Origin of the sequence: Chamaesiphon polymorphus CCALA 037, assembly GCF_003003845.1 — a bacterium.
GTDB lineage: Bacteria > Cyanobacteriota > Cyanobacteriia > Cyanobacteriales > Chamaesiphonaceae > Chamaesiphon > Chamaesiphon polymorphus.
This window is the reverse complement of sequence record NZ_PVWO01000044.1, coordinates 1-21,135: the sequence shown is the minus strand read 5'-3', so window position 1 is coordinate 21,135 and position 21,135 is coordinate 1. Positions and strand designations below refer to the sequence as shown.

The 21,135-nt window shown below is 45.3% G+C and carries 22 protein-coding genes and 1 tRNA gene; 12 read left to right on the top strand and 11 right to left on the bottom strand.

Annotated elements, in window-relative coordinates:
* Positions 1–474 precede the first annotated feature (474 nt).
* Complete coding sequence (locus C7B77_RS05685) at positions 475–3,552, top strand: hypothetical protein (RefSeq protein WP_106301275.1); 3,078 nt, start codon at positions 475–477, stop codon at positions 3,550–3,552.
* 240 nt (positions 3,553–3,792) lie between these two features.
* Here the strand turns inward: C7B77_RS05685 and C7B77_RS05680 are convergent, their stop codons facing one another.
* The 3 genes from C7B77_RS05680 to C7B77_RS05670 all read right to left on the bottom strand — a co-directional run bounded on the left by C7B77_RS05680 (position 3,793) and on the right by C7B77_RS05670 (position 6,413).
* On the bottom strand, positions 3,793–4,011 hold the full coding sequence (locus tag C7B77_RS05680) for a hypothetical protein (protein ID WP_146138200.1): 219 nt from the start codon (positions 4,009–4,011) through the stop codon (positions 3,793–3,795).
* Between the two features lie 435 nt (positions 4,012–4,446).
* Positions 4,447–5,319 carry a metallophosphoesterase gene (locus C7B77_RS05675; RefSeq protein ID WP_106301269.1) on the bottom strand — a complete coding sequence of 291 codons (873 nt, stop codon included), beginning with the start codon at positions 5,317–5,319 and terminating at the stop codon, positions 4,447–4,449.
* A gap of 101 nt (positions 5,320–5,420) precedes the next feature.
* The gene (locus C7B77_RS05670; RefSeq protein WP_106301284.1) at positions 5,421–6,413 is read right to left on the bottom strand and encodes a glycosyltransferase; all 993 of its coding nucleotides are present in this window, start codon (positions 6,411–6,413) and stop codon (positions 5,421–5,423) included.
* A gap of 351 nt (positions 6,414–6,764) precedes the next feature.
* Here C7B77_RS05670 and aac(6') point away from each other — a divergent pair, with 351 nt between their 5' ends.
* From aac(6') to acsF, 7 genes are all read left to right on the top strand, one after another.
* On the top strand, positions 6,765–7,220 hold the full coding sequence (gene aac(6'), locus C7B77_RS05665; RefSeq protein ID WP_106301266.1) for an aminoglycoside 6'-N-acetyltransferase: 456 nt from the start codon (positions 6,765–6,767) through the stop codon (positions 7,218–7,220).
* 89 nt (positions 7,221–7,309) lie between these two features.
* The gene (locus tag C7B77_RS05660) at positions 7,310–8,224 is read left to right on the top strand and encodes an AraC family transcriptional regulator (protein ID WP_106301261.1); all 915 of its coding nucleotides are present in this window, start codon (positions 7,310–7,312) and stop codon (positions 8,222–8,224) included.
* 92 nt (positions 8,225–8,316) lie between these two features.
* Complete coding sequence (locus C7B77_RS05655; protein ID WP_106301258.1) at positions 8,317–8,724, top strand: MAPEG family protein; 408 nt, start codon at positions 8,317–8,319, stop codon at positions 8,722–8,724.
* Positions 8,725–8,761: 37 nt separating this feature from the next.
* Positions 8,762–8,893 carry a hypothetical protein gene (locus C7B77_RS31350; protein ID WP_281261337.1) on the top strand — a complete coding sequence of 44 codons (132 nt, stop codon included), beginning with the start codon at positions 8,762–8,764 and terminating at the stop codon, positions 8,891–8,893.
* A gap of 79 nt (positions 8,894–8,972) precedes the next feature.
* Entirely contained in the window at positions 8,973–9,368 is a 396-nt protein-coding gene (locus C7B77_RS05650) for a hypothetical protein (protein ID WP_146138199.1), read from the top strand.
* Positions 9,369–9,428: 60 nt separating this feature from the next.
* Positions 9,429–9,587: a hypothetical protein gene (locus C7B77_RS29660; RefSeq protein ID WP_181243721.1), complete on the top strand. Its 159-nt coding sequence runs from the start codon at positions 9,429–9,431 to the stop codon at positions 9,585–9,587.
* Positions 9,588–9,822: 235 nt separating this feature from the next.
* Positions 9,823–10,899: a magnesium-protoporphyrin IX monomethyl ester (oxidative) cyclase gene (gene acsF / locus C7B77_RS05645; protein WP_106301252.1), complete on the top strand. Its 1,077-nt coding sequence runs from the start codon at positions 9,823–9,825 to the stop codon at positions 10,897–10,899.
* 228 nt (positions 10,900–11,127) lie between these two features.
* On the opposite strand, the gene C7B77_RS05640 is transcribed toward acsF, so the two are convergent.
* Positions 11,128–14,184: a hypothetical protein gene (locus C7B77_RS05640; protein ID WP_146138198.1), complete on the bottom strand. Its 3,057-nt coding sequence runs from the start codon at positions 14,182–14,184 to the stop codon at positions 11,128–11,130.
* Positions 14,185–14,433: 249 nt separating this feature from the next.
* Here C7B77_RS05640 and C7B77_RS29655 point away from each other — a divergent pair, with 249 nt between their 5' ends.
* Entirely contained in the window at positions 14,434–14,610 is a 177-nt protein-coding gene (locus C7B77_RS29655; RefSeq protein WP_181243720.1) for a hypothetical protein, read from the top strand.
* Between the two features lie 70 nt (positions 14,611–14,680).
* Here C7B77_RS29655 and C7B77_RS05635 read toward each other — a convergent pair.
* The 5 genes from C7B77_RS05635 to C7B77_RS05615 all read right to left on the bottom strand — a co-directional run bounded on the left by C7B77_RS05635 (position 14,681) and on the right by C7B77_RS05615 (position 18,014).
* Positions 14,681–14,753 (bottom strand) — tRNA-Thr (locus C7B77_RS05635).
* Positions 14,754–14,922: 169 nt separating this feature from the next.
* On the bottom strand, positions 14,923–15,630 hold the full coding sequence (locus C7B77_RS05630) for a molybdopterin-dependent oxidoreductase (protein ID WP_106301281.1): 708 nt from the start codon (positions 15,628–15,630) through the stop codon (positions 14,923–14,925).
* Between the two features lie 128 nt (positions 15,631–15,758).
* Positions 15,759–16,379: a cytochrome b/b6 domain-containing protein gene (locus C7B77_RS05625; protein ID WP_106301246.1), complete on the bottom strand. Its 621-nt coding sequence runs from the start codon at positions 16,377–16,379 to the stop codon at positions 15,759–15,761.
* A 91-nt stretch (positions 16,380–16,470) separates the two neighbouring features.
* Positions 16,471–17,100 (bottom strand): WG repeat-containing protein, encoded by a 630-nt coding sequence (locus tag C7B77_RS05620; RefSeq protein WP_106301243.1) that lies wholly within the window; start codon positions 17,098–17,100, stop codon positions 16,471–16,473.
* Positions 17,101–17,315: 215 nt separating this feature from the next.
* Positions 17,316–18,014, bottom strand: a complete 699-nt coding sequence (locus tag C7B77_RS05615; RefSeq protein ID WP_106301240.1) for an esterase/lipase family protein — start codon at positions 18,012–18,014, stop codon at positions 17,316–17,318.
* A gap of 86 nt (positions 18,015–18,100) precedes the next feature.
* On the opposite strand from C7B77_RS05615, the gene C7B77_RS05610 reads away from it, so the two are divergent.
* Both C7B77_RS05610 and C7B77_RS05605 read left to right on the top strand, forming a co-directional pair.
* Positions 18,101–18,346, top strand: coding sequence for a ribbon-helix-helix domain-containing protein (locus tag C7B77_RS05610; RefSeq protein WP_106301236.1), 246 nt, complete (start codon positions 18,101–18,103; stop codon positions 18,344–18,346).
* Positions 18,325–18,696 (top strand): type II toxin-antitoxin system PemK/MazF family toxin, encoded by a 372-nt coding sequence (locus tag C7B77_RS05605; protein WP_106301233.1) that lies wholly within the window; start codon positions 18,325–18,327, stop codon positions 18,694–18,696. Before C7B77_RS05610 ends, C7B77_RS05605 begins: the two co-directional genes overlap by 22 nt.
* Before the next feature lie 23 nt (positions 18,697–18,719).
* Here C7B77_RS05605 and C7B77_RS05600 read toward each other — a convergent pair whose 3' ends face one another.
* Positions 18,720–19,904 carry an NAD(P)H-quinone oxidoreductase subunit H gene (locus C7B77_RS05600; RefSeq protein ID WP_106301228.1) on the bottom strand — a complete coding sequence of 395 codons (1,185 nt, stop codon included), beginning with the start codon at positions 19,902–19,904 and terminating at the stop codon, positions 18,720–18,722.
* A 209-nt stretch (positions 19,905–20,113) separates the two neighbouring features.
* Between C7B77_RS05600 and C7B77_RS05595 the strand changes: the two genes are divergently transcribed.
* Positions 20,114–20,857, top strand: coding sequence for an HAD-IA family hydrolase (locus tag C7B77_RS05595; RefSeq protein WP_106301278.1), 744 nt, complete (start codon positions 20,114–20,116; stop codon positions 20,855–20,857).
* 217 nt (positions 20,858–21,074) lie between these two features.
* On the opposite strand, the gene C7B77_RS31840 is transcribed toward C7B77_RS05595, so the two are convergent.
* Positions 21,075–21,135: DUF2949 domain-containing protein (locus C7B77_RS31840; protein WP_146138201.1), on the bottom strand; the 61-nt coding region annotated here is incomplete at its 5' end.

The following is a 21,135-nucleotide window of genomic DNA, read 5'->3' as shown; positions in this document are numbered from 1 at the left end:
ACGCAGGGGAGTTTGAGGGGCGGGACGCCGCCCCTCAAACTCCCCTGCGGATGTTGGTTGTCGTTGCCGAGTCAGGCATGTGCCCGATGTCTGACTAGTGGCTACGGGGTAGGGTTCGATCTGTCCTAACTATGAACGATCGGCACCAAGCCCTCCCCTACACGTAGATTCACAAGAGGATCGGATCTATGAGAGATCGGGTTTTCACTCCTTACATATACCTACACTTCTCCATTCGCTGGTAAACTCCACTCTCCCACTCTCCCACTCTCCCACTCATCCACCCATCCACCCATCCACCCGAATCTACGTCTTTGGGCATACCCAGAGCCTAACCCGCTCCGTCATAAGGAAGTTGGCTCAGGGTTGTGATTAGCGATTGAATGGTCTAAACAAGCTCGATCGTTATCTTATTCTCTTCGATCTAAATTTTTGCTTTTAATTTTAATCTCACACTCTATATAGGAGCGAGCGATGTTGGCAATTAGGTTATTTTTCGATAGTTATGGAGCCACGTTACTGGCTCAAACCCCGATCGTGCGGGAGACGGCATTTTTTTCGGGGCCGCAATTTTTTACGGCGTTGGTGTCGGGGTTATTTTTGACGTTTGGCTTTCAGATGCTGTTGACTAATTTGTCGGTGGCGACGGGGATTTCGGCTTTTAGTTTGGCACCCGATGGCGATCGTAAGTCCGATCGTCATGATGGTAGTGGTAGTTCGCTGCCCAATATCGGGACGATGGCGGGGATCTGGACGGTAGTTACGGTCTCGATCGCGTTGTTTGTCGCTTGTATGCTAGCTGTCAAGTTGAGTATGGTGCCGACTGTCACGATGGGTGTAGCGGTGGGGCTGTCAATTTGGGCGGCTTATTTCTCGATTTTGGTGTGGATTAGTTCGACGACTGTCGGTTCGCTGGTAGGTTCGGTGGTAAGTACTGCTACTAGAGGCTTTCAGGCTGTGTTTGGGACGGCAACGGCGGCGTTGGGGATGAAGGCGGCTGGCTCGGAGCTGGTTTCGTCGGCAGAAGCCGCAGCCGCAGCCGTGCGTCGCGAAATGACGGCTTATATCGATCCGCAAGAGGTGCAGTCTTCGTTTAAGGATTTGCTCGGTTCGGTGAAGCCAGCAGAACTGAATATTCAGGATATTCGGGCTGAATTTGAGAAGATTATTAAAGAATCGGACGTGAGCAAGGTTATCGATAAAGATAATTTACCGACTCTCAGCCGCGAAACTTTTGAAAATCTGCTCAAAGAGCGCACGGATCTATCGCCGCGCGATGTCAAAAAGATTGTCGATGAATTGGATCGATCGTGGCATGGTACTCTGGGCGGCGGGAAGCAAAGCGGCGGACTGGGCAAACTGATCGAGCAAGTCCGTTCGGCTAAACCTCAAGATCTGCTCTCTGGCAACTTTACGCAGCAACTCGATCGATTTATCCAGGATATGGGTAAAGGGGACAATCCCGGCCAATTGGAGCAAACCTTGAGTACTCTCATGGGGGTCGTGTTAGGACGGGTAGATCTATCTGACTTGGATGTCGAAAAAATTAAGGGGCAGGTGAAGGGCGTTCAGTCTCAGCTCAAAGATGGCGTTGGGAAAGTAACTGAGAAGGTGGCTAGTCCTACTCTATCGCCGGGAGCGAGCGTGATTCGTGCCGATGTGGAACACTACTTGCGCGAGACTTATTCTTGGCAAATGACACCCGATCGCATCGATCGCGAGTTTCGGGATGTGCTCTACGATCCGAATGCGGATGCCAGAACCATCCGTCAGGCGATCGAAACGCTCAAACCGGAGGAATTTACCACTCAATTACAAGCGCGTGGGGTATTTACTCAAGATAAGATCGCCGAGATCGTCTCTGTACTCGATCGTGTGCGCTTGAGAGTCCTCGCTGAGGTGCGTACCGCCGAAGCCAATGGAATGCTCGAAAAAACCCAAACGGCGATCGATGTCTATCTGCGGGCGACTCCCAAGCAACGGTTACTTTCTAATACCGCTGCTCAAGAGTTCAAAACCCTACTTATCGACGGCGATGCCGATCCGCAAGAGCTGCACTCGCGACTGTCACAAATCAAGCAGTATCGCTTTTTTAGCGTCCTCCAGCAACGTAACGATCTGAGCGAAACTGAAAAGACGCAAATCATCCAAATGCTCGATCCCGTCCTAGAAGTCGCGATCGCCGATACTGAAGGATTGCAAGCAGGCGTTAAGGCACGCGTCGATACGCAGTGGCAGCAGGTGCAAGAATACCTCCGCAATACGGGTAAAGACGAACTTAATCCAGAGGGCATCAAACGCGATTTACAGAAGCTGTTAGAAGATCCACAAGCTGGTATTCACGACCTCAAACAGCGGGCTGCTCACTTCGATCGGGATACGTTGGTGCAACTTTTGAGTCAGCGTAAAGACCTGAGCCAAGACCAAGTAAATGATATCCTCGATCGAGTCGAATCTAACTGGAAACAAGCCATCCACGCGCCAGCCGCGATCGTCGATAAGGCCAAAACCCAGTACGAAGACACCACCCATGCGATCGCTGATTATCTGCGTCGGACGGGCAAATCGGAACTCAATCCCGACGGCATCAAACGCGATTTGACTACGTTATTGCAAGATCCCAAAACCGGATTGGAATCGATCCGCGACAGGCTCTCACAAATGGATCGCGATACCCTCGTGCAATTGCTGCGCCAGCGCGAAGACTTCACCGAAGAAGAAGCCAACGCCGCAGTCGATCGCGTCCAGGATACCATTCGTCAGGTACTCCGCACCCCCCAACGGCTGGCAATTCGTGCCAAAAACACAGCCAATGACTTCCAAACCGCGCTCGCGGATTACCTCCGCAATACGAATAAAGACGAACTCAATCCCGACGGCATTAAACGCGATCTCGGACTGCTATTTCAAGATCCGCGTTTGGGAGTAGAACACCTCGGAGATCGGCTCAAGCATGTCGATCGCGAAACCATTATCGCGCTGCTCTCCCAACGGCAAGATATTACTCCCGCCGAAGCCGAACAGATCGTCGATCGCGTCCTCTCCGTGCGCGATCGGTTCGTCGGACAACTCGAAGCCATCAAAGCCAAAGTCCAGTCCGCGATCGATAGCGTCCTCGCCAAGATCCGCGACTATCTCAATGGCTTAGAGCGTCCCGAACTCAACTACGACGGCATTACCCAAGATGTCCGCAAACTGTTCGACGACCCCAATGCCGGATTTGAAGCCCTGCGCGACAGACTCTCGCATTTCGATCGCGATACCCTTGTTGCCGTCATCAGCTCGCGAGATGATATCTCCCAAGCCGATGCCAACCGGATTATCGATCGTGTCGATGGCGTCCGCACCAGCGTCCTCAACCGCGCCGAACGGATTCAAACCCAAATCCAGCACCGCCTCGACGAAATCAAGTTCCAAGCTCAAGCCCAAGCCGAAGCCACGCGCAAAGCCGCCGCTACTGCCGCTTGGTGGTTATTTGCCACAGGCTTGACTTCGGGAATTGCCGCCGCGATCGCTGGCGCGCTGGCTGTCACTCCGATCGTTGTTGGGTAGTGAATAGTGGATAGTGAATAGTGGATAGTGGATAGTGAATAGTGGATAGTGGATCGTTTAATTTACTTGTCTTCTCCCCGCTCCCCGCTCCCCGCTCTCCGCTTTAACTCTATTACACGATCGAAAGGTAAGACAACATAGGGTTTAAAACCCGTTTACGGAAAAGGCAGTTGTGCGGACGGAATTAAAACCGCTCTTCACAACTGCCTTTTGTCTATGCAAAAACTTTAGATCGATCGATTAACTGACAACTTTGACTCTGGCGGTAGAACCATTGGTTGGTAAACCGCTAACTTTTTTGCTCAGCTTATGTCTGAGATACTCGGCTTTGAGCCAATTTGATGATATGGTCTGCGTTGATTCACCTGTAAACCGGGTGAGTGCAGCAAAGTAACTCTGCTCCCGTGCTGGGTAGATTTGGAGGTAGGTCTGTGCGAGCTTTACATAGTCAGCAGGCATGGGTTTACTTTTATTCGATGAATATAGTTGCACGAATATTATCATAGGTCAGTGACTTCGGATCGTATCCCGATCGCTGCATTTAGATTTTTTTACTGTATAATTGCGCATCGATCTAAGGAGGACGCCAAACTGAGCATGGTAAAAGGATCCCGATCTGTTTGAGATGAGATTTTGGGAAGATTGGGGATTCGATCGCGTTCGCAACCCAACCTAACCGAGCCGATTTTCACCACCCCAGACATAACGAGTATCCGTATAAGTATGCAATTGTTGAATATATTCGGAGCATAATGCTGCAATGTTTACAGGTTGTGGCGATCGCTATAGGCAAAAGCTCAGTCACAAATTGTCGGTCTAATTCTATAAATATCGGTCGCGATTCAATCGATTATTCATAGATAAAATATCGATTCGATTTATATTTTCATCGTTCTAAAGCCGATAGCAAACACAATAGCTACCTTGTGATTTCAACGACCACTCGAAATAGCTAATTTCGGGTACCGTGCCAATTCTTGCTGGCAATACTGACACACCTAATCCTCGCGATACATACAAGGAAATAGGACTACCTCGATACCAACCACTTACATAATTGCCACTATTGGGCGGTCGTAAAGGTACAAAGCCGAAAAAAGCTAGTTGACCGCCATGAGTATGTCCTGAGAGCATATATTGCGGTTGATATGCTGAGAGTATTTTTAACTCAGCTGGAGAGAATGCGTCTCGATATGCTGGTGAGTGAGCTAGTAGTAAATGATTGGGTTGAGGTTCGATCTTTTGCAGCGATGCGAGCAAATTAGGCTTACCAACTAGGTCGTCTACTCCAGTAATTAATAGCTGGCGATCTCCTTGCTTGTACAAAGCAGTTTCGTTAACTAGTAACCGACAATTGTAAGTGGTATAGAGCTTTTTGAGAGCTGTCAAATCGACTCCCGCCCAATATTCCCAGTTACCCAAAATGGCATATTTAGTCGTTTGGCGATCGAGTTGTGATAAAAATTGCTCGAAACCACTGAGCTGTTCGGCTTTATCGATCGAGTCGCCAGTGAATAAGATAATATTTGACTGGAGTTGGTTAACTTTGTCGGCAATTTTTCGAGCGCGATCGTCAAACTTTTTTAGATGTAAATCACTAATTTGGACGAGCTTCAATCTACTGCGATCGACAGCAGTTTCTAAATTGAGTCGATGCTCGGTTACTACAAAAAGATTTGGCTCGATGCTAAAAGCATAAAACAGTATCGCTGCAATGAGCGTGGCGATCGCAATTATAATATACCGTTTTTTCTTAAAAAATCGCATGAAAATTTTCGATAGATCGAAGGATAATATACTTCTAAGTGCTTTGTCAGATTGGATGGAGGATGGGCATCGATCTCGATCGCATTGTCGATATCGATCGTCTAACGTTTGAGCTTTTTCTGAATACTCTTAAGAGCTTTTGATAGTCTTAGCTGCAAAATCCGTCGATCGCTAAAATCTAGCATATCGGACTTATTCAGATTGACACGATCGAAAAACCTGTCGATCTCGCTTAGAATTACCTGAAGGCGCGACATGATATTTGCCGTGCGATATTCGGCGAGTAGGGATTCTAGATTATTGACTGGTGCAGCAGATTTAACTACTTCTAAAATGCGATCGACATCGTAGGCGGTGCTAAAACCTGCAATTTTGTAACAATTAAATCCCGGATCTAAATAATCTGATAAGCCATGATTGACGCTCGAAAATACTTGACAGCCACAAGCCATTGCTTCTAATGGTTGCAAGCCAAATCCTTCGGTGACGCCTTGAGTTGCCCAGTATTCGGCGGAGTCGTACAAATACACGCGCGATCGATTGAATAATTCTGATAAACTATCGACAAATCCTTCGATAATTTCAACTTTGCAATGGGGCTGGAGTGCGGGAATTAATTGTTTTAATAAATAGTCTGAAGATTTGCGAGAGTGGACTAAGACATCGATCGATCTGTCTGTTTGGCGATTGACAAATTCATCAGAAATTTGATTGGGCAAATAGTATAACAGCGCGTGGGGAGATCTTTGTCCCCAATATCCTAGTGTATTCCGGCTGACGCACACGATCGGGATTTGGGGTGGGAGTCGAAAGCCGTATTCAGAACTGTGGGCGTGATAAATTGTCGGGTAGCCGCGCAAGCGCGCGACTAATTTGGGAACATCAAAGCCCCAACTGACGACGAAGATCGCATCCTGCGGCTTGCTGGCTAAAATGTCGTCTAAATATGCCTTGTCTGGCTCTCGTTGGCGGTAGGTGATAATTTCGACGGGGCAGATTTGTTTGACTAGTTCGATCGTTTTTAGTTCGGCAAATAAGCCCCCACAGTGAAATTTTTGGGTGGTTCCAGGCAGGAGAAACAGGAGTTTTCGCATAAAGTTATCGATCTCATTGTGGCGGTTGTGCCCACGCTCCAGCATAAACTATTACCGATCGATTCTCAAAGGGTGCGGCTTGGTACCAAGGTAATGTCGATAGCACCACCGCACGTCGAATCTCTAAAATCTAACTAATTTCTCGTACAAAGCTATGTTGACGTTCGATTGTCTGGTTGACAACGGTGACGGAAAGAGTCATTTATCTAAAAAATTATCCAGTTTAGAGTGACATGACTTTGCCTTCTCGTTCTCGATCTTCATTCAGTCTCATTACTGCTTGCCGTGAAATAATAATGTTATGCTTTTATTGACAGGCAAAAAGTACCAATAAAATAGCAAAATGTCGTCATGAAAATTGTCAAAATTGCCCAAAATGATTTTAATGAATGGCTAGATTTGGCATTAAAGCTTTGGCCAGATTATTCATCTGACGAAATGCAAGAGATTTTAACAGAGATTTTAGATTCCGATCGTGAAGCAGCATTTATCGTTCGGGACGATCTTGGAAAAGCGATCGCGTTTATGAATCTTTCGCTACGATATGAATACGTTCCTGAGGCAACACAGAGTCCTGTAGGTTATATTGAAGGTATCTATGTCAAAGATGAATATCGCGATCGAGGTGTGGGTAAGGCAATGGTTGAGTATGCCGAGCAATGGGCGTTGGCCCAGGGGTGTATCGAACTTGCATCTGATGCCTTAGTTGAAAACACGGCAAGTCATGAGTTTCATACCAAAACTGGATTTAGAGAAGCCGAGCGAACAGTGTATTTTATTAAATCGATAAATCTCCTGCAAAAATAGATCGATACTAGCTCATACAAACAACTCGATCGAATATTCAGAATTAATATGCAGGGGAGTATCCGCAGATTTACTCACCACAAAATTCGATGAGCTTGTCACCACCGCCTACAAAAACGATCGATTATCGCCAAGCAAATGCGTCCGATCCATTTGTGCCAAATCCTGCTGTTCTGACTAGTTCCGGCTGGGAAAATCTCTATGTCGAACTTCACCAACAGCCCAAATTTGAGATTGCCGAGCATCAACATACCATGCACGTCATGGCTTGTGGATTGCCAAATATACCAGAAGATAACGTGTTTGCCATCGGCGAACGTTGGCTGGCTGGCAAGCGGGAAACAGAACGGCGACAATTGGGCGATATTGCCATCATTCCAGCCGGAATCGACCATCGCTGCAATTGGAATACCACGGCTCGATTTGGCATTTTAGCGATCGAACCCGCACTCCTTCAACACATCGGACAAGACTGGATAAATCCCGATCGAATCGAACTCACGCCTCGATTTATGAACGATCGAGACGATTTAATTCAAGGCATTTTTGCCACCTTAAGCTCGGAATTAGCAACGGGTGGAATCGGCGGTAATTTGCTTGTAGATAGCCTCAGAACAGCCTTAGCAATTCATTTACTCCGCAACTACTGTACGACCGTTCCCAAGCTTTCTAGCTATGCTAATGGCTTATCTGCTGCCACATTGAAGTTAGTCACCGACTATATCAACGCCCATCTCGATGGAAATTTAAAGCTGGTAGATTTGAACGCGATCGCTAATATTAGCCCCTATCACTTCTTGCGCTTATTTAAGCAAAGTCTGGGCGTGACACCACACCAATATATTTTACAGCAGCGGCTCGATCGAGCAAAATACTTATTGAGATCGAGTAATTTAGATATTTCTGAGATTGCCTTGAGAGTCGGTTTTTGCGATCGATCTCATCTCAATCGTTGTTTTAAGAGCATTACAGGTAAGACACCCAGCCAATGGCGGCAATCCTAAGCGCAAGAATATCCTCAAAAAGAGCAACTTTTTCCTCGCGGTCTAACTATTGAATTTTTTAAACTATTTATAGTTGTTTCGCATAAAAAAACATGCCACAAATTCAATCGATGACCGTCCCATTGTGGGGATTGGTAGTTTCGATCGGCTGGACGATTTCGATCGTTTGTCTCCTGCTGACAGTTAGAATTCGACACTTAGCAACGGGTGGTGCGGCGCAAGATTTCGGCAACCCCCAAACTGAAAAAAATTTATTCTGGCGACTATATCGAGTTCAATCTAATTTGGTTGAAAATTTGCCGTTGTATTTAGGGGTGGTGTTTTTGTTGACGGTGCGAGGGATTTCTGGAACGGCGATCGATCTGCTAGTTATTGCTTACATTACATTTCGGTTAATCCACTCATTAATTCATATCGCAGGGATAAATCCCATGTTGCGAGTGTACTGTTTAGCCATTCAATTCGGTTGTCTGATTGCATTAACAACATTGGCAATTTGATGGCGGATCTTATGCCGCGAACATCTCTAGAGATCGCTTGTTTCCCGATCTTGAGTACTTTGTCAGCCACACGATCGATCTCGATCGACAGGCGATGCAACTCGATCGAGCGTTCGGCGATTTACAGATCGATGCACTCCAGTTAAATAAGCCAAGTTATTACCTGTAAAAATGCTGTCAGAAATACGATCCAATAGGTAAGATCGATGTGGAGTTTAACATCATTATTTAAGTCTCAAGAGGGAACTATGCAGAATTTTTTCCAAAAGTTGTTCGATTGCTCCAGCGAAACCAATCAAGTTCAACGAGAGGCACTTGTAGATTTGTGTTTATTGGGAATGTACTCAGATACACTAGTCTCACTTGCCGAACAAGATTTTCTTGAAGCTCAGTCCGCACGGCTCCCGTGGGAATCGGGCACGTCATTCGATCTCTACTTGCAAACAACTATCCCCAAGGTAAGAGCAATTAAGAACGATCCGCTCAAAATCAAAGAGCTAATTCAAGATATCGATCGACGATTGGGAAGTGATGTGTTTAAAAGCAACGCGATCTACGAACTCGAAACTCTCCTATCTACCGATGGAATTATTAAAATCGAAGGAGAGTTTTTGACTCAAGTCAAGGAAGTGATGGGGATCTAATTCTGCTGTCGCGAACATTATGCGATCGTTGATGCAATTTGGGCGTTGCTGATTTAAGGTATGATTCCCTGTTTTTGTATTTCTTTCCCCCGCTCCCCGCTCCCCGCTGTCTTGATGCGCTATCCCGTCGGGAAACCCGACGAGCGCGCATCGCTCCCCGCTCCCATCTCTAGCATTTCATACTTGAATCCAGCAACGCCGCAATTTGCTCTCCAGTAACAGCATCAACGATCGATTTTCAGCACGGCTCGGCTATGTTGTAACTTCCTGCCATTTGGCGTTGCTAGAGTTAGACCCTTGTTGTAACTCTTAACACAAAACCACTGCCGAGCCAGTCTAGACTTGGTAAAATGCACGAATAGCAGATTCTCCACCAAAGAGGCTGCGCCAGCGACATATCTAGGCTAAATCCTTACGTCAATGGCGATCGAATTTAGTTATAAAACAAATTATTATGGTAGATTCCCTTAAAAAACCATCATCATTCGATGAAATCAGACCGGGTGTCAAACGCCCCGCCAAAGAAACTCTCCTCACACCTCGGTTTTACACCACCGACTTTGAAGAGATGGCGAAAATGGATCTCTCAGGCAATGAAGATGAGTTGCGAGCGATTATCGAAGAATTTCGGGTTGATTATAACCGCACCCACTTCGTAAGGGATGAAAGATTCGATCGCTCTTGGGACGATCTCCCCGCCGAAACCCGTCAGATCTTTATCGAGTTTCTCGAAAGCTCTTGCACTTCTGAATTTTCTGGGTTCCTGCTCTACAAAGAACTCAGCCGTAAGCTCAAGGACAAGAATCCTCTCCTCGCCGAAGGCTTTAACCTGCTGTCGCGCGATGAAGCCCGTCATGCTGGCTTCCTCAACAAAGCGATGGCTGACTTTGGACTCTCGCTAGATTTGGGCTTTCTGACTCAAAATCACAATTACACCTTCTTCAAACCCAAATTTATCTTCTACTCAGTCTACCTCTCCGAGAAGATTGGGTACTGGCGATATATCAAAATTTTCCGTCACTTAGAAGCAAATCCCGAACATCGGATCTACCCGATCTTCCATTTCTTCGATAACTGGTGCCAAGATGAGAATCGTCACGGTGACTTCTTCGATGCCCTGATGCGATCGCAACCCCAACTCCTGAATGATTTCAGAGCTAAACTCTGGTGTCGGTTCTTCTTGTTGGCTGTATTTGCGACGATGTATCTCCGCGATCGCGAAAGCAAATTCTACGGAATTTTGGGTATGAATAGCCGCGATTTCGATATCGAAGTGATCCAAGAAACCAATAAAACTGCGGGACGTATCTTCCCTGTAATTTTAGATGTAGATAACTCCAAGTTCTTCCCACTTTTAGACAAGTGTGCCGCAGGCTATCTAAAATTAGTAGCATCAGCACAATCCACCACACCTAAGTGGTTGAAAAAGATTCAAAATCTCCCCACGATCGCGTCGATGGGTTTCAACTTACTCCGCTTATATCTGATTAAACCGATCGATATGACCAAGCAAGCTGGTGTAGTTCACTAGGCATTTTGAGTTAAATTATAACTTCTGATGAGTTAATGGTTCTGTCTATGACAGAGCCATTTTTATTAAGTGGTAGATTGGTTAAAATTTCAGATATTAGAATTGCAGATATATATTATCGCTATCCGCGATCGCCTGTCGAATATTATTAATTTGTGCGTAAAAACCCGCCCGTTCTGCATAGAAATGGGCGGAATTTGGCTGTGATTGAATAGCTCGATAATTAATTTAATAATTCCGCTTGAATACATCCTGCCGCAGGTAAACGGCACTTGGTGTCAGTGGCGGCAAACCACTCAGAGCATTAAAACGTGGTTCAAAATTAAAATTTCGTCTAGGTACTCCAGCACCACTAGGTAATTCACTAGATTCTAGTGGTTCTCCCAAGCTAACCATCGATCCACTATAGTTATATTGAGTTCCTGCGGTCGATCCTCCCCAGTTTTCTAGCAGCCGCATATACTTGTTGAGTCCTCCATTTAGAGCGATAACTGTATACGATCCATCTGCATTTCTAGTCCCACTTTTCATTAAGTTAGATAAGAAAGCCGCATTAATAGCAATACCATTGGCGACTTGGGACTGACTCGAACTTCCGATGGCTGCGGTGCTACTCCCACAGTTAACCGTTCCCGTTCCCACCCTACCAACTCTGCCATTATTATTCACACATTGATTTGATAAAACTGTAATTGTATCGGCAATAATTGCGGCAGGTTGTCGATAGAATCCGAGTACACTACCAACAATTGGTGGCGTGACAGTACTGTCGCCAGTCAGACTGTTGCTAGGTACGTAAGGTGTGCCCGCTGCTATGGTTCCAGGAGTAACATTTGGATTATTGTAGTCACCTTGAAGATAAGCTGCTTGATCTGTCGCGATCGTCAATGGGCCTGGTAGCTCCGATCCACCACTAAATACAAAGGCGTAAGGGCTTCTTCTTTTGACACCACCATCTCCGTTATATTTTCGATAATAGTCAACCTCTGTAATAATGTTGCCATCAGCATCTTTGCCTGGAATCGAACCATTATTACTAGTACTGGTAGCAACAATTTCGGTAGCCGAAGTTGTGCCGTCACCATTAAGATCGTCGCTGACACTTGCATATAGCACCAAACCACCCTCAGTGAGATCTTCGGAGGCAAGTCCTTGGTGTAAAAAACTCCCTGCCAAATCTGCCTTACTAGTATCGGCAGCCTTCGTTTTAAAAGCTAGTCGATCTATAGGTATTCCCGATGAGATTGTAGGCGTTATGGCAGGAGCATAGCCTGATGTCAAGGTAGTTGGATCCGTAGATTCCACATACGTACCAAAGCCATTCCAATAGGTAAGGCTGCCAATATTAGTTTGCAACATTGTCATCCAGGCACCTTTGAGCTGGTTGTAAAAACTGCCATTCACATTTAGATCTGTAGATGGAGTGTTACCACTAACGATCTGAATTGGTGGTGGTAAAAAGGAACTACCTGAGGCGATCGTCTCTACCAATTGTTTGGCCTTTAGGGTTGCCGATGGTGCTGGTAAAGAATTGGCAGCCAATATATCCCGAAAAGTTTTTCCCCAAGTACCAGGTGTTGACGGAATCGCCAGATTATTCAGGTCGTTTAGAGTTAAGACAGTAGGGGAGGAAGCAATGGCTACTCTTAGTGCTTTGAGAATATCTCGATCGGGTGTCGATAGAGTCGCCGTTGTGGGGACGAATAATACTGGCTGCTGGAGACTCCGCAATTGTCCTTTAGTCAATTGCGAACAAGTCAGCGCACCAGAACCTTGACGATCGCTGGGAATATTATAGGTAGTCAGACTACAGCCCGATCCATTTTGAATCGAGGTAAAATCAAACGGCATCGATCGATTGGGATAAAATTTTATCCGCATGTCAGCTTTGCCATAATACAGACCAGTTTCTCCAGTTTTGTAGTTTGCCTCGCGTAAAAATCCTGGCTTGGGTGGGCTGAGTCGTTTGACATCACCGCTTTTGTCCTTCATTCTGTCGCCAAACACGGCTATTTGAGCTGTTGTGAGTTTTGGGGTGTTGGCTTTATCGAAAGTTTTGTCAGGAAAGTAATAGTAACTATCTCTACTTGTCAGACTGCCACTGCCTTTATAAACCGACATTACCCCACAATTATTTGTCGTTCCACAAGCTGGCGTTCCTGGCGTCCAGGTTTGTGCCGCAACTCCAGCATAGATATTGCCAGCCGCAGTAACTTTGCCTAATAATCTCGTCCCATCACGGACGTTAGCATCCGAAAACGTCACTGATGGATATCCAACTTTCCCACTGACACTTGGATCTTGATTGATGCTATAAGACATCGCCATCAAGTCGCTGTTGGTATGGATGGGGCCACTGACGCTCATTGGCATTTGCGAATCCATCTCTAGATCGTCTTCATAAAAAGCTGCAAACTGGAACAGTGGCACTACCCGACTCTTAAAGTCCATTTGCAAGACAATATTGGTACTGCTTTTGCTAACTGCTTCTGCGACGTCCAAAGCAGCAGCTCTTTTAGCATTATATGATTCAACTAATGCCGCATCTCCAGTAATTCGAGTCGATCGATTTTTTGCCTCAATTTCGGCTGCTGTGAATCCTGGATCTGTTAAATAATGTGAGGTGAGTTTTCTAGCAGTAGAATAGATAGTATATCTATACTCTAAAGCATTTAATCCAGCAAACGGCTCTCCTGGACTAATGACCGTAGAAGCAGGTGGTGTTGTGGTGTAATCTCGTTCGGGTTTTACATATGTAAAAGCAGTATAGTCTAGAGTTTGATTTCGATCTGTTACTTCTGTACTCCCACCGATAGCATCCTTATTACCCAGATTTTTTACTTTAACCGAACTACGATCGCTGTGCTCGAATAGATAGTTTCGACATTCAAAATCATTGCTAGTAAGACTAGCTGTTGTTAGCACCGAAAAGCAACTAACAATACTTGTTGGCGTAGTTCCAGAACCAGCAGAAGGCGTAATCGTATTAGCGAACTTTTGGCGAAGCTGTTCTGCTCGTTTGTTTAATCCTGATTCCGCAACATAAAAACCATTGTTAGCATCTACAGAAGCATTTGTCGATGACTTACTGAGGTTGGCAATTGTCATGTATGCGGCCAGCACACTAAATATCAAGACTGAGACGATCGAGATCGTCATCATCGCATAACCTCGATCCGTTCTTGGCTCCTGTTGGGCAATCTGTTGCGCGCGCAGCATGAATTGAAACAGGGTCGATCGACCTTTTATCTGCCTTTGGCAATCGCGGTTTTGCGGCTTATTCATAGTCGGCTAGTCAATATGGAGGGATGTAATGGCAATCTCTACCTAATACACGCAAAAAGATAGAGTTTTAATATACAAGACTTACAAATATGTCTGTAGACGATCGATTAACGGCAATATCACTACTACCGACGATTGCGCATCTAAGTTTGAGTAATACTATCGATCTGTAAGTGTTGTATGTTTATATTGCCCCAAATTGATGCCAAATCTGTCACCGCTGTTGGTGAGTTTGATTGTTATTGACTTATGACACTTAGTTTGGCAATGCTGTTTCGTATCTTAATTGAGAGAACGGAGATCGAGTGCGATCGCGATCGCATTGGCAAGCTGGATATTAAACTATCGATCGAATACCAAATCGCTAGAACTTGGCACCTGCTAGAGCCAATTGATTCGATCGAAACAAAAAACAAGGGAGAATGACAATCGTCATTCCCCCTTGTTCGATAGATTTTCTCATTCTTAGAGATTCTAGAAATGAGGATTTTGAGTAAGCTGGTGGACGGATTCGAACCCCCGACCGGCTGATTACAAATCAGCTGCTCTACCAACTGAGCTACACCAGCGCATCTCTCTATAATAACACATCTATCTAGCTGTGTCTAGCAAAAATTTGAAAATAGCAATCGAGAGTTGTCTTAACCAACAGCACGATCGATCGAGAGCGGCAGCTAGCGCGCGGTTCTAGCTCTTTTATCTGCTAATCTAACCATGCCAGATTTCAATATCGATCGATTACAAGCCAGCAAACCATTCGTAGCCCAAATCTTCCCAGTAGCCACGTTTGGGTAACAACTTTTCGGTGACAACTATTTCTCTTACCCATTTGCTTTGCTTGTACCCCAATTTAATCGGTGCCGCCAGTCGCAACGGAGCACCATTTTCTTTAGGTAAATCTCGACCATTCATTTGATAGGCTAATAAAGTTTGTGGATGCACTACTGATGCCAAATCCCAACTTTCATAATAACCATCGGCAGATTTGAAATAGACATATTTAGCACCCGATCGAGGTTGAGCTAAAGTCAATAAATCTCGCATTCTTACGCCTCCCCACTGCACGATCGCCGCCCAGCCTTCCACACATACCTGACGGATGACCATCGATGTCAATGGAAATTGCTGGATATCGGACATCTTTAAACTTAAGGGGTTGTTTACCGCTCCAGAGATATTTAATTTGAAATTTGCTAAATCGATCGTGGGCGTCCCCCGAAAACTATTGACAATCAGCTTGTCTGGTTCGATCGCCGAAATTGGAAATTCTGGCGTTGGTTTCGATGATAATAACAAGGCTTCAAATGCTTCATTCGCAGGCATCGAAATTCGCCCGATCGGATCGTAGAGCAAAGTCCCAGCAATATTTACAAATAAACCAGCACCCGCCCATTGTAATATTTGACGACGGGATATGCGATCGGATTCCTCGGGTATTTCGTTCATTTTGATATTGGATAGTGAATAGTATGTAGGTTGGGTAGAGGCACGAAACCCAACACCATCAATATTATAAGCACAGTCAATCATTCCCAGCGTAAGGGGAGGTTCTAAATCTTCACCTAACAGCCCAATTATCGATTGCCAATTAATTTAATATTTTTAATTTCTAAAAATGCTGTTGCAATCTTGCCTTCACCGATACCTAAGGCCAAACTAGAATGAACGAAAGTAAATAATAAAACGAGTGGCACGGTCATAAAATGTACCGTTCGTAACGATTGCCAATCACCAAATATTGAAGATAACCAATAAAATTGGACGGGTTGGTACATTGCCAAACCCGTCGCGATCGCCAGTAATAAAATTGGGATAATACTCGTATAAACTAACCGATGCCAAGCATAGTTGCGTCGCTTGATATTGCTGCTAGCTTGAAGTGCTTTGATATCTCCAGTTGCAATAAATCGATCGCGCCATCTGCGCGTCCAAAAGACATAAATACCATAGCCTAACAAGTTGATGCCATAAATCCACATCAAAGCAAAATGCCAATTGCGTCCGCCAGCTAACCAGCCTCCCAACGTTAGTAGCCAGGGAATATGCCAGCCTTCGCGTCCGCCAAATACGGGATTGGCATTATAAATCTGCAACCCACTAGCAATCATCCCAAATAGGCTAATCATATTTACCCAATGGAAGATCCTGACGATCGTTGGTTGTCCTCCTGGCACTTTTCCCGTCGTAGCTGTCATGCGAACTTTTTTGAATTTACTCTCAATTGTAGATTCGATCGCAGCTTGTCACAACTCAAAACGACACTTTTTTGCTAGCAACTTAGGTTATTTATTGCAAAAATTTACCAGTGCGATCGATATAACCCACTTTTTTATCGATTCTAATCCAAGCTCGATCGTTATGAAAACTATCGACTTCATCAAAAATTGGGGCAATAACTAAAGTTCCTCTTCTATTAATATAGCCCCACTTCTCACCAACTTTTACTTTAGCTAAACCTTCACTAAAGGTCTCGGCTTCTTCAAAAATTGGTGTGACAGCAATTTCGCCTTGTCGATCGATATAGCCCCACTTTTCATCTAGCTGGACGAGGGCTAAACCACCATCAAAACTGCCAGCACGATCGAATTGAGCTGGAATAACCATCTCGCCAGATCGATCGATGTAACCCCACTCACCATTAATTTCAACAGCAGCTAGACCTTCAAAAAAGTCATAGCAATTATTAAAGCGAGCGGGAATTACTAGCTTACCATTAGCATCTTTATATCCATACTTCTGGCCTATTTTTGCGATCGTCAGACCATCTGTCTTACTATGACTCACATCTGCCGGACTGAGTGCTTCGGCAATATGTCGAGCTGGAGGTAATTGCTCGGCAACAGCAGGTTGATGGAAAGTATTGAATCCATTAATTGCGAGCGAGCCAATCAGGGCGACAAATGAACTGAGTTTCATGACAGATGACAATTTAATAACTTAATGTAGCTCCATTGTCTAAACCCGATCGAAACTACGCTGTGATATACATCATTCAATTGTCGGACATCAACTTGTTTACTTTCGATTTATTTGAAGGATAGCTAATAGATATAAAATCGATAAAAACAGAGATTTAAATACCCAACCTAACAACCTAATTATCAATTATCAATTATCAATTATCAATTAGTTTAACTGAGATAACCAACCCATTGCGGTAAAATATCTGGCGAACCATACCAAATCCCAGGCGTCCGTGGTGAATGTTTGACACCTTCGATCGTGATATTTATCGCACCAGTCAAATGCGCCGCCTTAATTGCGGTAATTCCATCTCCCCAAGTGTTGCCCTCCCCACAAGTTTGCTGATAACTACTATATGCCAACCACTGACCGAACTTTTTTTCGCCGTAGATCGATTTACCTGCAACGCAAATATATCTAACTTCGGGATGCTTGGCTCCTGGGTAATTATCGTTGACAAAGTCGAGATTTTTTTTTGTCCAACGTTCGCCGCTAATATGCGGAGTTCCCAGTGTAATTAGATTGGCAACTTTAGCTTTGGCATTCCATAATTGCTCGGCTTCGGTGACATCGCCATGAATTGTATAAGGAATATCGCCTAAATAAATGCGACTAATCCAGCCGCCTGCGGAATGTCCGATCAGATTGATTTGTGTGGCTTTATTATCTACTAAGGCGGCATTAACAGTGCGATCGAGTTGTCGCAAAATCGGTATCATCGATCGACCGCCGAGTGTTGGCAACCAATCGCGTTTGCGCAGTGGTACTGTCGTAGTTGGCGTACCGAGTGCGGTTAAAGCTTGTTGAAGCGGCAGATAAACATCAGCACTTTCGAGGTAGCCAGGTAAAATAACGGTAGGTAACATTAGAAGATCGCGGCGGAGCTAATATCTCGATTATACTAATAATACCGAGCAAACATGTATATTTACGATCGTACTATTGTGAGATAATGTACCAGCAAATCAACATCACGCTTCCTCAGAAAACGCTCGAATTAATCGATAGCTTAACAGCGCAAGAAGGTCGCAGTCAACTTATTGATGAAGCTATCAATTTTTATGTCATCGATAAGCAAAAACAACTACTCAAGCAGCAACTTCGTGAAGGAGCAATTCATCGAAGCGAGCGAGATTTGAGCTTGGTTGAAGATTGGTTTAATTTAGAAGAAGAAGTATGGCAGCAAGATCCAAATTAGCTCATCCACTTAGAGGTGAAATTTATTTAGTAAACTTCGACCCAACGTTGGGAGCAGAACTTCAGAAAACTCGTCCAGCTTTAATTCTTCAGAATGATACATCTAATCAGTTCAGTCCCATTACCATTGTTGCTGGGATTTCCTCACAGTTCGACCGAGTTTTATATCCAACAGAAGTCTCTATCGTCGCTCCAGAAGGTGGCTTGGACAGAGATTCAGTAGTATTATTAAATCAAATCCGGTCGATCGATCGACAAAGATTAGTAAAGAAACTTGGCATTGTTAGTGAGGCAACAATAGAAAAAATCGATCGAGCAATCCAAATTAGCCTTGGATTAGTCGATCGATAATATAGTTTAACTGCGCCGAATTACTAGCGATCGACAGAACCCATAATAATATCCACACTTCCTAAAATCGTGACGATATCGGCTACCTTCACGCCGCGTAGTAGATGCGGTAAAATTTGGACATTATTAAAGTCAGCCGCGCGAATCTTCCACCGCCAGGGGAAGACATTATCGTCGCCCATAATAAAGATTCCTAGCTCACCTTTGCCACTTTCAACTCGGACGTAATGTTCGCCTTTGGGAATCTTAAATGTCGGGGCAATTTTCTTGCTGACATATTGATAATCCATCCCGTCCCATTCGGATTTCGGCCCTGCGGCGAGACGTTTGGCTTCGAGATTTTCGTAGGCACCACCTGGTAAAGCGGCGATGGCTTGACGAATAATCTTCACCGATTCCCGCATCTCGCGAATCCGCACGAAATAGCGCGCCAGACAGTCACCAGCCGTCTCGTAATGGACATCCCAATCGAAGTCGTCATAGCACTCGTAGCTATCGACTTTCCGCAGATCCCATTTCACGCCAGAAGCCCGCAACATTGGGCCAGATAAGCCCCAATTAATTGCTTCCTCGCGGTTGATAGTACCGACGCCTTCCACCCGACGACGAAAGATCGGATTATTAGTAATCAAGCGTTCGTACTCATCGACTTTAGGATAAAAGTATTCGCAAAAATCACTACATTTATCGATCCAACCGTAAGGTAGATCTACCGCCACGCCACCTACGCGGAAATAGTTATTATTGACCATCCGGTAGCCTGTCGCTGCTTCCCACAGATCGTAAATCATCTCCCGTTCGCGGAAGATGTAAAAGAACGGAGTCTGCGCGCCGACATCTGCCATAAAGGGGCCAAGCCACAGCAGATGATTGGCAATCCGGTTGAGTTCGAGCATAATTACCCGAATATGGCTGGCACGCTTGGGGACGGGAATATTGGCGAGTTTTTCGACAGCATTTACTGTAATCGCTTCATTAAACATCCCCGCTGCATAGTCCCAACGACTGACATAGGGCACGAACATGATATTGGTGCGATTTTCAGCAATTTTTTCCATGCCGCGATGTAGATAGCCGATGACGGGTTCGCAATCTACAACATCTTCACCGTCGAGGGTGACAATCAGCCGCATAACCCCGTGCATCGATGGGTGGTGCGGCCCCATGTTCAGCACCATCGGTTCGGTTCTAGTTTCGAGTTGTGCCATAGTCTCTTAATTGCGATCGCGTTCTGAAATGAACTATTACTTTTACTTGCCACAGATGGCGGAGTATCGATATTTACCGCCGATCCCCATCCTTATATTATAAGGGTTTGGCACCGATCGGCGTAACGACTCCACAGCACTCGATCGAGCAATCTGCCGATAGGAGTGATAACATCACTAGATAACTGAAACAGAGGAAGGTGATGGATATGAGCGCGTTACAAGCACTAATTTTTGATGTCGATGGGACTTTAGCCGATACCGAGCGCGACGGACATCGGGTAGCTTTCAATCAAGCATTTGTAAATGCCGGACTAGACTGGGATTGGTCGATCGAATTATATGGCAAACTTTTGGCCGTTACTGGCGGTAAAGAGCGGATGCGCTTTTATCTAGATACCTACCGTCCAGACGTGCGGATGGAAGATAGCAAGATCGCCGAGCTACATAAGGCCAAAAATCAATATTACGCCCAGTTATTAGAGCGCGGTGGCATTCCCCTTCGCCCTGGTGTTAAGCGGCTGTTGACGGCGGCTAGAGCTGCCAATCTGCGACTGGCAATCTCGACTACCACCACCCCAGAAAATGTCTTCGCGTTGCTAGCCAACAATATCGAATCTAACTGGTTTGAAGTTATTGCCGCAGGCGATATCGTCCCCAAGAAGAAACCTGCCTCTGATATCTACGATTACGTCTTAGCGCAGATGCAGCTACCAGCAGCCAATTGTCTGGCCTTTGAAGATTCCGAAAATGGTCTGATTTCGGCGATGGATGCCGGACTGACGACGATCGTTACTATTAATGACTATACTCAAAATCATCATTTCGATCGTGCCAAGCTAGTCTTATCCGATTTGGGCGAACCAGATCGTCCTTGTCAAATCATCCAAGGGGATACTCAAGGTGCTACCTATGTCGATGTGCCACTGCTTGGTAGATTGCTGGCTGCCTAATCAGGCGCGGGGAGCGGGGAGCGGGGAGCGGGGAAGAGAATGTATGATAACAAAGAATCATATATTAAGATCGGCAACGTTCCTAATCGTTGACAGCCAATAGCGTTTTAGCGATTCGGCAAGCGAATTTTTAAAAACCATTTAAAAAGCTCCCAGTGCAAGCTGGGAGCTTTTTGGCGGTCTAAATCAATTTTTAAACTGAAGGCGAGATTAGCTATTATGGGGCGTCCATCCAATCGTAGATCCGATCGAGTTGTTCGATCGTCACCAGTCCGTAT